The organism is Citrobacter freundii ATCC 8090 = MTCC 1658 = NBRC 12681, assembly GCF_011064845.1.
In the GTDB taxonomy this organism is placed as follows: domain Bacteria; phylum Pseudomonadota; class Gammaproteobacteria; order Enterobacterales; family Enterobacteriaceae; genus Citrobacter; species Citrobacter freundii.
Window position 1 is genome coordinate 1,226,246 of the sequence record NZ_CP049015.1, and the last position, 12,920, is coordinate 1,239,165.

Sequence of the window (12,920 nt, forward strand, 5' to 3'; positions counted from 1 at the left end):
GTACCCATTACTGAGGGACTAGCTGATAATCCGTCCATAAGGTTACAATCAGCACAGCAGGTTTTTTCAAATTTAATCCAGGAGACGGAAATGTCATACAGCGGCGAACGAGATAACTTTGCACCCCATATGGCGCTGGTGCCGATGGTCATTGAACAGACCTCACGTGGTGAGCGCTCTTTTGATATCTATTCTCGTCTACTTAAGGAACGCGTCATTTTTCTGACCGGCCAGGTCGAAGACCATATGGCTAACCTGATCGTGGCGCAGATGCTGTTCCTGGAAGCAGAAAACCCAGAAAAAGATATCTACCTGTACATCAACTCCCCTGGTGGAGTGATCACTGCCGGGATGTCTATCTATGACACCATGCAGTTTATTAAGCCGGACGTCAGCACCATTTGTATGGGCCAGGCGGCCTCAATGGGGGCGTTCCTGCTGACCGCCGGGGCGAAAGGCAAACGTTTTTGCCTGCCTAACTCTCGCGTCATGATCCACCAGCCTCTGGGCGGTTACCAGGGCCAGGCAACGGATATTGAAATTCATGCCCGTGAAATCCTGAAGGTAAAAGGGCGCATGAACGAACTTATGGCGCATCATACGGGTCAATCTCTTGAGCAGATTGAACGTGATACCGAGCGCGATCGCTTCCTCTCCGCTTCTGAAGCGGTAGAGTACGGTCTGGTCGACTCGATTTTGACCCATCGTAATTAATGCCCAGTGCGCAGGTGTGCCGCTATAATTACCTGGAGCGGCACAACGCTGACTAGCGTCTTGCGCCTGAGAATGGCATTTGCGTCGTCGTGTGCGGCACAAAGAACAAAGAAGAGGTTTTGACCCATGACAGATAAACGCAAAGATGGCTCGGGCAAATTGTTGTACTGCTCTTTTTGCGGCAAAAGCCAGCATGAAGTGCGTAAGCTGATTGCCGGTCCATCCGTGTATATCTGCGACGAATGTGTTGATTTATGCAACGACATCATTCGCGAAGAGATTAAGGAAGTAGCACCGCACCGTGAACGCAGTGCGCTGCCGACGCCACATGAAATTCGCAACCACCTGGACGATTACGTTATCGGTCAGGAGCAGGCGAAGAAAGTGCTGGCGGTCGCGGTATACAACCATTACAAACGTCTGCGCAACGGCGACACCAGCAATGGGGTTGAGTTGGGCAAAAGTAACATCCTGCTGATTGGTCCGACGGGTTCCGGTAAAACGCTTCTGGCTGAAACGCTGGCGCGCCTGCTGGACGTTCCGTTCACTATGGCCGACGCCACCACGCTGACCGAAGCCGGTTATGTGGGTGAAGATGTTGAAAATATTATTCAGAAACTGTTGCAGAAGTGCGATTACGACGTGCAGAAAGCACAGCGTGGGATCGTCTATATCGATGAAATCGACAAGATTTCTCGTAAGTCTGATAACCCGTCCATTACCCGTGACGTTTCTGGCGAAGGCGTACAGCAGGCGCTGTTGAAACTGATCGAAGGTACGGTTGCTGCCGTTCCGCCGCAGGGTGGTCGTAAACATCCTCAGCAGGAATTCCTGCAGGTTGATACCTCCAAGATCCTGTTTATCTGCGGTGGTGCCTTTGCCGGTCTGGATAAAGTGATTGCTAACCGTGTTGAAACTGGCTCCGGCATTGGTTTTGGCGCAACGGTAAAAGCACAGTCTGATAAAGCCAGCGAAGGTGAACTGCTGTCGCAGGTCGAACCGGAAGATCTGATCAAATTTGGTCTGATCCCTGAGTTCATCGGTCGTCTGCCGGTTGTGGCAACCCTGAGCGAACTGAGTGAAGAAGCGCTGATTCAGATCCTCAAAGAGCCGAAAAATGCCCTGACCAAGCAGTACCAGGCGTTGTTCAATCTTGAAGGTGTTGATCTGGAGTTCCGTGAGGAAGCGCTGGATGCGATCGCCAAGAAAGCGATGGCGCGTAAAACCGGTGCCCGTGGTCTGCGTTCTATCGTCGAAGCCGCGCTGCTCGACACCATGTACGATCTGCCTTCTATGGAAGACGTCGAAAAAGTGGTGATCGACGAGTCGGTGATTGGCGGCCAGAGCAAGCCATTGCTGATTTACGGTAAGCCGGAAGCACAGCAGGCATCTGGCGAATAATTCATCAATTCATACAGACATTTAATTAAAAAGGGGGGATTTTATCTCCCCTTTTATTTTTCCGTAAACATGGCGTTGAATGTGTGGGAAACATCCCCATATACTGACATACATGTTAAAGGTGGTGTGAAGCACAGTCGTACCACCTGATTACCTGGCGGAAACTAAACTAAGAGAGAGCTCTATGAATCCTGAGCGTTCTGAACGCATTGAAATCCCCGTATTGCCGTTGCGCGATGTGGTGGTTTATCCGCACATGGTCATACCCTTATTTGTAGGGCGGGAAAAATCTATCCGTTGTCTGGAAGCGGCTATGGACCATGATAAAAAAATCATGCTGGTCGCACAGAAAGAAGCGTCAACGGATGAGCCGGGTGTAAACGATCTTTTCACCGTCGGGACCGTGGCCTCTATTCTGCAGATGCTGAAACTGCCTGACGGCACCGTAAAAGTGCTGGTCGAGGGGTTACAGCGCGCGCGTATTTCAGCGCTGTCTGACAACGGCGAGCATTTCTCTGCGAAAGCAGAGTACCTTGACTCGCCTGCTATTGATGAGCGCGAACAGGAAGTGCTGGTGCGTACTGCTATCAGCCAGTTCGAAGGTTACATCAAGCTGAACAAGAAAATCCCACCAGAAGTGCTGACGTCGCTGAACAGCATCGACGATCCTGCACGTCTGGCGGACACCATCGCTGCGCACATGCCGCTGAAGCTGGCTGACAAACAGTCCGTGCTGGAGATGTCCGACGTTAACGAACGTCTGGAATATCTGATGGCGATGATGGAGTCTGAAATCGATCTGCTGCAGGTTGAGAAACGCATTCGCAACCGCGTGAAAAAGCAGATGGAAAAATCCCAGCGTGAGTACTATCTGAACGAGCAGATGAAAGCTATTCAGAAAGAGCTCGGCGAGATGGACGATGCGCCGGACGAAAACGAAGCGCTAAAGCGTAAGATCGACGCGGCGAAAATGCCGAAAGAGGCAAAAGAGAAAGCGGAAGCGGAACTGCAGAAGCTGAAAATGATGTCTCCGATGTCGGCGGAAGCGACCGTAGTGCGTGGCTACATCGACTGGATGGTTCAGGTACCGTGGAATGCGCGTAGCAAGGTCAAAAAAGACCTGCGTCAGGCGCAGGAAATCCTCGATACCGACCATTACGGTCTGGAACGCGTCAAAGATCGTATCCTTGAGTATCTCGCGGTTCAAAGCCGTGTGAACAAAATCAAGGGACCGATCCTGTGTCTGGTTGGGCCGCCGGGGGTAGGTAAAACTTCTCTGGGGCAGTCCATCGCCAAGGCGACCGGGCGTAAATACATCCGTATGGCGCTGGGCGGCGTGCGTGATGAGGCTGAAATTCGCGGTCACCGCCGGACCTATATCGGTTCTATGCCGGGTAAACTGATCCAGAAAATGGCTAAAGTGGGTGTTAAAAACCCGCTGTTCCTGCTTGATGAGATCGACAAAATGTCTTCCGACATGCGTGGCGATCCGGCTTCCGCACTGCTTGAGGTGCTGGATCCAGAGCAGAACGTGGCGTTCAGCGATCACTACCTGGAAGTGGACTACGATCTCAGCGACGTGATGTTCGTTGCGACCTCTAACTCCATGAATATTCCGGCGCCGTTGCTGGATCGTATGGAAGTGATCCGTCTGTCCGGTTATACCGAAGACGAGAAGCTGAATATTGCAAAACGTCACCTGTTGCCGAAACAGATTGAGCGTAACGCGCTGAAAAAAGGTGAGCTGACGGTCGACGATAGCGCCATTGTAGGCATTATTCGTTACTACACCCGTGAAGCGGGCGTGCGTAGTCTGGAGCGCGAAATCTCCAAACTGTGCCGTAAAGCGGTGAAACAGCTGTTGCTCGACAAGTCGCTGAAACATATCGAGATCAATGGCGATAATCTGCACGACTATCTGGGCGTACAGCGCTTTGATTATGGCCGCGCGGACAACGAAAACCGCGTTGGTCAGGTAACCGGCCTGGCGTGGACGGAAGTGGGCGGCGATCTGTTGACCATCGAAACCGCCTGCGTACCGGGTAAAGGTAAACTGACCTACACCGGTTCTCTGGGTGAAGTCATGCAGGAATCTATTCAGGCTGCACTGACCGTGGTACGTGCGCGTGCGGAAAAACTGGGTATTAATCCGGACTTTTACGAAAAACGCGACATTCACGTTCACGTACCTGAAGGAGCGACGCCGAAAGATGGCCCAAGTGCGGGTATTGCCATGTGTACCGCGCTGGTTTCTTGTCTTACCGGTAACCCGGTTCGCGCCGACGTGGCGATGACCGGCGAGATCACCCTGCGTGGTCAGGTTCTGCCAATCGGTGGTTTGAAAGAAAAACTGCTGGCGGCACACCGTGGCGGTATTAAAACGGTCTTAATTCCTGATGAGAACAAACGTGACCTGGAAGAGATTCCGGATAACGTAATTGCCGATCTGGACATCCATCCGGTGAAACGCATTGAGGAAGTTCTGGCTCTTGCGTTGCAAAATGAACCCTCTGGAATGCAGGTTGTGACGGCAAAATAGTGACCTCGCGCAAAGAGCATTAATAAAAACAGGGCTGGCAGGCCATTTCGGGCTTGCCAGCCTTTTTTTGTATAGCTAATTTAGATGACGGATTAGGCTTGCCATCATTAACGGGTGTTGTAAGGGCATGGCAGGCCTGATATAACTGCTGCGCGGTCGCACTTTGAAGGATTCAGGTGCGATATAAATTATAAAGAGGAAGAGAAGAGTGAATAAATCTCAACTGATCGACAAAATTGCTGCAGGGGCTGATATCTCTAAAGCTGCGGCTGGACGTGCGTTAGATGCAATTATTGCTTCTGTTACCGAATCTCTGAAAGAAGGTGATGACGTAGCGCTGGTAGGTTTTGGTACTTTTGCCGTTAAAGAGCGTGCTGCCCGTACTGGTCGCAACCCGCAAACAGGTAAAGAGATCACCATTGCCGCGGCTAAAGTACCGGGCTTCCGTGCAGGTAAAGCACTGAAAGACGCGGTAAACTAAGTGATTTCCCCTTTGGGGATGTGACGAAGTACAAGGGCGCATCGACTGATGTGCCTTTTTTATTTGTAATTCCGGTACTTTCTACGTGTTGTGGGCTGACAATTACCCCTGTTTCTTGTCACAATAGGCCTTTGTGCGCAGCGTTCAGGAAACGCTATGCTGCGTGAAGCATATATACTCATAATCCTTGCCGCCGTTGTTGTGTCAACGCGCAGGCGGCTTTTAGAGATAACGCGTATAGTCATCTACAGCGGAGTGTGGTTACACCATGATGGACAGCTTACGCACGGCTGCTAACAGTCTCGTGCTCAAGATTATTTTCGGTATCATTATCGTGTCGTTCATTTTGACCGGCGTGAGTGGTTACCTGATTGGCGGGGGCAATAACTTCGCCGCCAAAGTGAATGGCCAGGAGATCAGCCGCGGGCAGTTCGAGAATGCGTTCAACAGCGAACGTAACCGCATGCAGCAACAGCTGGGCGATCAATACTCCGAGCTGGCCGCGAACGAAGGTTACATGAAAACGCTGCGTCAGCAGGTGCTGAATCGTCTTGTTGACGAAGCGCTGCTGGATCAGTATTCCCGCGAGCTTAAGCTCAACATCAGCGACGATCAGATTAAACAGGCTATTTTTGCCACGCCTGCTTTCCAGGTCGACGGTAAATTTGATAACAACCGCTATAACGCAATTGTTAATCAGATGGGCATGACCGCAGACCAGTACGCTCAGGCATTACGTAATCAGCTTACTACCCAGCAGCTGATTAACGGCGTTGCCGGTACGGACTTTATGCTGAAAGGCGAAACGGACGAACTGGCGGCGCTGGTCGCACAGCAGCGGATCGTGCGCGAGGCGACGATTGACGTTAACGCACTGGCCGCGAAGCAGTCTGTTACCGAGCAGGAAGTTGCCAGCTACTACGAGCAGAATAAAAACAACTTTATGACGCCGGAACAGTTCCGCGTGAGCTACATCAAGCTGGATGCTGCTGCTATGCAGGAGACGGCCAGCGATGCTGATATTCAGTCTTACTATGACCAGCATCAGGATCAGTTCACTCAGCCGCAGCGTAACCGCTATAGCATCATTCAGACCAAAACTGAAGATGAAGCCAAAGCGGTACTGGACGAGCTGAATAAAGGCGGTGACTTTGCTGCGCTGGCGAAAGAAAAATCTGCCGATATCATCTCTGCCCGTAAAGGCGGCGATATGGGATGGCTGGAAGATTCAACCACCCCGGATGAGCTGAAAAATGCCGGTCTGAAAGAAAAAGGCCAACTGTCTGGCGTAATTAAGTCTTCCGTTGGTTTCCTCGTTGCGCGTCTTGACGACGTACAGCCTGCACAGGTTAAACCGCTGAGCGAAGCCCGTGACGACATTGCGGCAAAAGTGAAGCAGGAAAAAGCGCTGGATGCCTACTATGCGCTGCAACAGAAAGTCAGCGATGCGGCCAGCAACGATAACGAATCTCTGGCGGGTGCAGAGCAGGCAGCAGGTATGAAAGCGGTTGAAACGGGCTGGTTTAGCCGTGACAGCCTGCCGGAAGAACTGAATTTCAAACCAGTCGCTGACATCATTTTCAATGGTGGTCTGGTTGGCGAGAACGGTACACCTGGCAGTAACTCCGATATCATCACCGTGGATGGCGATCGCGCGTTCGTGCTGCGTATTGCAGAGCACAAAGCTGAAGCCGTGAAGCCACTGGCTGAAGTGAAAGAGCAGGTAACTGCGCTCGTTAAGCACAATAAAGCAGAGCAGCAGGCGAAGCTTGATGCCGATAAACTGCTGGCGGATTTGAAAGCCGGTAAAGGTGATGAAGCGATGAAAGCTGCGGGTCTGAGCTTTGGCGAGGCAAAAACGCTGAGCCGTACGGATCAGGATCCGTTGAGCCAGGCTGCCTTTGGTCTGAGCCTGCCGGCGAAAGACAAGCCGAGCTACGGCGTAGCGAACGACATGCAGGGTAACGTTGTTCTGTTGGCGCTGGACGAGGTGAAAGCCGGTTCTATGCCTGAAGCGCAGAAGAAAGCGATGGTTCAGGGGATCACTCAGAACAACGCGCAGATTGTCTTCGAAGCGCTGATGAGCAACCTGCGTAAAGCCGCAAAAATTAAAATCGGTGATGCACTGGAACAGCAGCAATAACCGAGGCAGTTCGCAAAAAATTGCAAAAAGTTGTATCTACCAAAGGCCGCTTTCGCGGCCTTTTCCATTTCTGATATTTGCCATTTGTCTGCCGTTCTGCACCTCGCTATCGTGATTCCACTGTTAACAAACAAGGAGAAAACAGTATGAAACATGGAATCAAAGCCCTGCTTATCACTCTTTCATTGACCTGCGCTGGTATGGCCCAAACTGCATTGGCGGCTGAGCCTGTCGCCAAAAGCCAGGCGACTCAAACCAAAGCGGAAAACTCAGGGGCGGCACAAAGCAAAGCCACACTGCCCGCTAAAGCAAGCGACGATGAAGGCACCAGGGTAAGCATCAACAGCGCTTCTGCGGAGGATTTAGCGCGAGTCATGAATGGCGTCGGTCTGAAGAAAGCGCAGGCGATTGTGAGCTATCGTGAGGAGTACGGACCGTTTAAAACGGTGGAGGACTTAAAGCAGGTGCCGGGTATGGGCAGTTCGCTGGTGGAGCGTAATTTGGCATTTTTAACACTTTAATAACTTGCACAGCGCTGAAAATTTGCCAGACTAGAGAGGTCATACCAGTTATGACCTCACTACCCTGAATATATTCTTATAAAAACGTAAGGTTCCTGCGCTATGCAAACACAAATCAAAGTCCGTGGTTTTCATCTTGATGTCTATCAGCACGTCAACAACGCCCGCTATCTCGAGTTTTTGGAAGAAGCCCGCTGGGATGGTCTGGAAAACAGCGACAGCTTTCAATGGATGACTGCACACAACATCGCTTTTGTGGTCGTGAATATAAATATTAACTACCGTCGTCCAGCGGTGCTAAGCGACCTGCTGACCATCACTAGTCAGGTGCAACAGCTAAATGGCAAAAGCGGGGTGTTAAACCAGACAATTACTCTGGAGCCGGAAGGGCAGGTAGTGGCCGACGCGTTGATTACCTTCGTCTGTATTGATTTGAAAACGCAAAAAGCGCTGCCGCTGGAAGGGGAGTTACGCGAAAAACTGGAGCAGATGGTGCAGTAGCTCAACGTTGCCTGATGGCGCTTCGCTTATCAGGCCTACGGGCGATATTGTGTACGATGAATGCTGTCGGTAGGCCGGATAAGGCGTTTACGCCGCCATCCGGCACTATTCGCTCAATTATTTCAGGCCGGTTTTCTGCTTCATTGCCGCCATCACTCCCGGTTTATCCGCCAGATAATGGTTCAGGCCGTTGGCACGCAGATTACACGCCGCACAGTGACCGCAACCGTCACCTTTGATGCCGTTATAGCAAGTTAGTGTTTCTTCGCGTACCAGGTCCAGCTTGCCCCAGTAATCAGCCAGCGCCCAGGTTTCGGCTTTATCGATCCACATCAGTGGGGTTTCAAAGCGAATATCTTTCGCCATCCCCAGGCTTACGGCATGGTTCAGGGCTTTGACGAACTCATCGCGACAGTCCGGGTATCCAGAGAAATCCGTTTCACAAACGCCGGTAATGACTGCCTCTGCCTGCACCTGGTACGCGTAAATCGCTGCCAGCGTTAAGAACAGAATATTGCGTCCTGGCACAAAGGTATTGGGAATGCCGTTCGCATCCGGTTCGTAATCGGGTACCGGAATATTATCGCGGGTCAGGCTGCTGACAGCCAGTTCACTGAGCAGCGTGACATCAAGCACTTTGTGCGCGCGTGCGCCAAGTTTTAAGGCCAGGTCACGTGCGACATCAATCTCAGCGCGATGGCGCTGACCATAATCAAAGGTCACGCAGTGCACTTCATCATACTGATGCAGCGCTTGCGCCAGACAAGTCGTGGAGTCCTGACCTCCACTGAATACAACAACGGCACGTTTCATGGCTTTTCCTGACAAAATAACGAAGCCCTTATGGTAGCGCCTGGGCGTGTCGCCGACCAGCTTCTTCACGCTGAAGGAGGTGGCAACCAGGCTTCGGTAAATTCGAACCAGCCACGAGGATTCAGGCGTACGCCGTTCACCCCTGGTGGCGCGCTGATGCGATAGTGATAATTGAACAGTGGCGTCAGGGTAGCGTCATGCATTAGCGTGGCGAAAACTTGTTGTAAAGCCGCGTGGCGATCGTCCTCATCGGCCTGGATTTGTAGGGCATCCAGGGTCGTTTGCAAATGTGTGTATGCTGGCGCATTCAATACATGTGACCAGAGCTGATCGCAGCGCAACCACTGTTCGAGAGTATATTCAGGTGCTTCACCAATCAGCCTGTCGCCCATCATCAGGTCGGCCTGGGCTAGGGGATGATTGCCATCCCAGTTTTTAGCATTATGAAAAATAAGCGTTAATTCACAGCCGAGCAGAGCCAACGCATGGCAAAGCTGTTCAGCCATAGCGTGAAGTTCTACCGGCAGATGATAAGCCAGCGTCAGCTTTTCCGGTAATGCTACCTCGTCGAGTTCATCCCATTGCGGGATACTCCATCCGGGCAGCAGTGCATTGCTTGGCGTGATCAGATTTTCATCCACTTCAAGCGTTTGTAGCAGGGAAGAACGGTGGATAATATCGACCAGTCGACGAGCCTGCTGCGTATTCAGGCGCGCGCTTTTTCTTAGCGTGAGATAGCAAAAACCAAGGCTGATCCCGCTGCTTACCTGGCTTAGCATAGGTAACTCTTCGGGTTTACCAATCGCAATTTGCACCGGATGGCGGCAGCTGGTGCCCAAATCCTGGGAGAAGAGCTGCGGGGTTATCCAGTATTCAATGGCTTTTAGCAGCGGATGACTCAGATGGTAGTGATCGTGACTCTCGATACGCACCAGCTCAGGAGTAAACAGTGTCAACCGGAACGGGCCGGTACCCACAAACGGGTGCTCAGGATGCGCCAGGTGACTGCTGTAGCTCGCCAGACGGTGCGCCAGCCAGAAGTCGGGACGATGCAGAATAAAGGTCAGACACTGGGGATGCGTAACCTCAATGCGCTTTACGCTGATAAATAGCTTATTCAGCGCAGGTAACTCTAACAGCTTCAGCAACTGTTGATGTAGCTGCGTGCTGCTTACCGTATCGCCGTTATGCCAATGCAGGGTGGAGCGAATATAGAAATCCCAGCGCAGGCCGTCAGCGGAGATATTCCAGTGGTGGGCTAAGTCTCCACAGGGACGTTGCGTAGTGCTGTCAAATCGGGTCAGGCCAGAGAAAACTTGTCCAGCGAGGTGTTGCTCCGCGCGACCGGGGAGAAATCCAGGGTGCAAAGGGTCAAGCGGGCGGTAATAGGGGATACGCAGGGTTGGCGTGTCATTTTGCCATTGGCCGCCCATAAACGGTTGTAGCAACGTTCTTAATTCTCCCGGTGCTAACTGAGCGAGTTCCAGCACGCTAAGCTGTTCTCCCTTTTGCAGCGCCTGTTCCATCATGGTGTTGCGTAGGGAATCCGGCGTCACCAAAAAGCGTAATTGCCCGCGTTTCCCACGCCCAGACTGGGCGTGCCACTCCAGCCAGCCAGCATCCTGCGCTTGCTTCAGCAGGGTACGCACGTGGCGCTCACTGCAAAAACAGCGTTCGGCCAGTTCCCCGACGGTCACCGACTGCGGTTCGCCATTCGAAGGCAGCCACAGGCGTTGGTACTGGTTCAGGCGATTCAACAATCTCATATAAACCCGGAACAATTCATTTTATCTATTCACTATTACTTCCGTATATCTCAGGTGATACTGAATCACAAGTTAACCGCGTCACAGTGTGGAGAAAGAAATGGCTCGTCTGGCTGCATTTGATATGGATGGCACCCTTTTGATGCCGAATCACCATTTAGGTGACGAAACGCTTTCAACGCTGGCGCGCCTGCGTGAACGCGATATCACCCTGACATTTGCCACTGGCCGCCATGTGCTGGAAATGCGCCACATTTTGGGTTCTATTTCACTGGACGCCTTTTTGATCACCGGTAACGGCACGCGCATTCACTCTCTTGAGGGCGATGTGTTGCACCGTCAGGATCTGGATCCGAATGTTGCGGATATCGTGTTACATCAGAAATGGGATACCACCGCCAGCATGCATGTCTTTAATGACAACGGTTGGTTTACCGGACAAGAGATCCCCTCGCTGCTACAGGCGCATGTGTATAGCGGATTTCGCTACCAGATCGTCGATGTGAAACGTATTCCGGCTCATCAGGTAACGAAGATCTGTTTCTGCGGCGATCATGAGTCTCTGATCCAGTTGCGCATTCAACTGAATGAAGCGCTGGGAGAACAGGCGAATCTCTGTTTCTCCGCGGTTGATTGCCTTGAGGTACTACCGCTGGGCTGTAACAAAGGATCCGCGCTGGCGGTATTGAGTGACCACTTAGGATATTCAATGTCCGAGTGTATGGCGTTTGGCGATGCTATGAACGATCGCGAAATGTTAGGCAGCGTTGGGCGCGGCCTGATTATGGGTAACGCAATGCCGCAACTGATGGCTGAACTGCCTCATTTATCGGTGATTGGACATTGCCGTAATCAGGCGGTGTCACACTTTTTGACGCATTGGCTGGATAATCCGCATCTACCTTATTCCCCCGAATGAGAGATCCCTTCCAGCAAGCCAGACTTCGCGTCTGGCTTTTTTTTGTCTGCTTAATGTGTATTCAGCAACTGGGCAAGTTCCACTTTCCACGGCGTTAAATCACCGATGTGCGCGTCAACCCATTGCGGGTTGTAGTAGGTTTCCAGATAGCGTTCACCGCTGTCGCAGAGCAGCGTCACCAGTGAACCGGTTTCTCCGGCGTTGCGCATGCGCGCGGCAAGTTGCAGCGTTCCCCACATGTTAGTGCCGGTTGAGGCACCGACTTTACGACCCAACTGCGTTTCCAGCCAGTGCGCGGTAGCCACGCTGGCGGCATCCGGCACGCGCAGCATTTCATCGACCACGTCAGGAATGAAAGAGGGTTCTACGCGCGGACGCCCGATACCTTCAATTTTGCTTCCTACCGGGCTGCGCAATGTCGCATCGCGATCCTGCCAGAAGGGCAGAAAAACCGAATTCTCCGGATCCACTACCATCAGGCGAGTATCGTAGCCCTGACAGCGGATATAGCGGCCAATGGTTGCTGAGGTGCCGCCGGTGCCAGCGCTCATCACGATATGGCGGGGAACGGGATTGGGCTCGCACTGCATCTGACGAAAGATGCTGTCGGCAATATTATTATTGCCACGCCAGTCGGTGGCGCGCTCAGCATAAGTGAACTGGTCCATGTAATGACCGTTCAGTTCACGCGCCAATTGTTCAGAGGCCGCGTAGATTTCGCAGGCGCTTTGCACGAAATGACAGCGACCGCCGTAAAATTCAATCTGTTCAACTTTACGTTTCGCCGTACAGGAAGGCATGACGGCAATAAACGGCAGCCCTAACAGTCGAGCGAAATAAGCCTCAGATACCGCCGTTGAACCGGACGATGATTCAATGATGGTGGTGCCTTCTTTGATCCAGCCATTGCACAATCCGTACAGAAACAGTGAGCGCGCCAGACGATGCTTCAGGCTCCCGGTCGGATGCGTGCTCTCATCTTTTAAATAGATCTGAATGCCCGGAAACGCCGGTAGCGACAGACGAATGAGATGTGTATCTGCAGAACGCTGATAATCCGCGTTGATTTCATTGATGGCGTTTTTAACCCAGGAGCTATTCATCATTAATAAATATCCATTT

11 protein-coding genes are annotated in these 12,920 nt (G+C 52.1%); 8 read left to right on the plus strand and 3 right to left on the minus strand.

Annotation, left to right across the window (positions count from 1 at the left end; all coding sequences use genetic code 11):
* The first annotated feature begins 90 nt into the window (after window positions 1-90).
* The 7 genes from clpP to fadM all read left to right on the plus strand — a co-directional run bounded on the left by clpP (window position 91) and on the right by fadM (window position 8,300).
* On the plus strand, window positions 91-714 hold the full coding sequence (gene clpP / locus G4551_RS05840) for an ATP-dependent Clp endopeptidase proteolytic subunit ClpP (protein WP_003021624.1): 624 nt from the start codon (window positions 91-93) through the stop codon (window positions 712-714).
* Window positions 715-840: 126 nt separating this feature from the next.
* On the plus strand, window positions 841-2,115 hold the full coding sequence (gene clpX, locus G4551_RS05845) for an ATP-dependent protease ATP-binding subunit ClpX (protein ID WP_003831013.1): 1,275 nt from the start codon (window positions 841-843) through the stop codon (window positions 2,113-2,115).
* Window positions 2,116-2,299: 184 nt separating this feature from the next.
* A complete protein-coding gene (lon, locus tag G4551_RS05850) occupies window positions 2,300-4,654 on the plus strand; it encodes an endopeptidase La (protein WP_003021627.1) in 2,355 nt (784 codons plus the stop codon).
* A 190-nt stretch (window positions 4,655-4,844) separates the two neighbouring features.
* The gene (gene hupB / locus G4551_RS05855; protein WP_219352570.1) at window positions 4,845-5,135 is read left to right on the plus strand and encodes a nucleoid-associated protein HU-beta; all 291 of its coding nucleotides are present in this window, start codon (window positions 4,845-4,847) and stop codon (window positions 5,133-5,135) included.
* A 268-nt stretch (window positions 5,136-5,403) separates the two neighbouring features.
* A complete protein-coding gene (ppiD, locus tag G4551_RS05860; protein ID WP_003835953.1) occupies window positions 5,404-7,278 on the plus strand; it encodes a peptidylprolyl isomerase in 1,875 nt (624 codons plus the stop codon).
* Between the two features lie 146 nt (window positions 7,279-7,424).
* Entirely contained in the window at window positions 7,425-7,799 is a 375-nt protein-coding gene (locus tag G4551_RS05865; protein WP_003835951.1) for a helix-hairpin-helix domain-containing protein, read from the plus strand.
* 102 nt (window positions 7,800-7,901) lie between these two features.
* Complete coding sequence (gene fadM, locus G4551_RS05870) at window positions 7,902-8,300, plus strand: long-chain acyl-CoA thioesterase FadM (protein WP_003021636.1); 399 nt, start codon at window positions 7,902-7,904, stop codon at window positions 8,298-8,300.
* A 117-nt stretch (window positions 8,301-8,417) separates the two neighbouring features.
* On the opposite strand, the gene queC is transcribed toward fadM, so the two are convergent.
* Both queC and G4551_RS05880 read right to left on the minus strand, forming a co-directional pair.
* A complete protein-coding gene (gene queC / locus G4551_RS05875) occupies window positions 8,418-9,113 on the minus strand; it encodes a 7-cyano-7-deazaguanine synthase QueC (protein ID WP_003835948.1) in 696 nt (231 codons plus the stop codon).
* A gap of 65 nt (window positions 9,114-9,178) precedes the next feature.
* Window positions 9,179-10,879, minus strand: a complete 1,701-nt coding sequence (locus G4551_RS05880; RefSeq protein WP_003835947.1) for an SgrR family transcriptional regulator — start codon at window positions 10,877-10,879, stop codon at window positions 9,179-9,181.
* Window positions 10,880-10,979: 100 nt separating this feature from the next.
* Between G4551_RS05880 and cof the strand changes: the two genes are divergently transcribed.
* Window positions 10,980-11,798, plus strand: a complete 819-nt coding sequence (gene cof / locus G4551_RS05885) for an HMP-PP phosphatase (RefSeq protein WP_003021643.1) — start codon at window positions 10,980-10,982, stop codon at window positions 11,796-11,798.
* 50 nt (window positions 11,799-11,848) lie between these two features.
* Here the strand turns inward: cof and G4551_RS05890 are convergent, their stop codons facing one another.
* Window positions 11,849-12,904, minus strand: a complete 1,056-nt coding sequence (locus G4551_RS05890) for a PLP-dependent cysteine synthase family protein (protein ID WP_220128868.1) — start codon at window positions 12,902-12,904, stop codon at window positions 11,849-11,851.
* Window positions 12,905-12,920 lie beyond the last annotated feature (16 nt).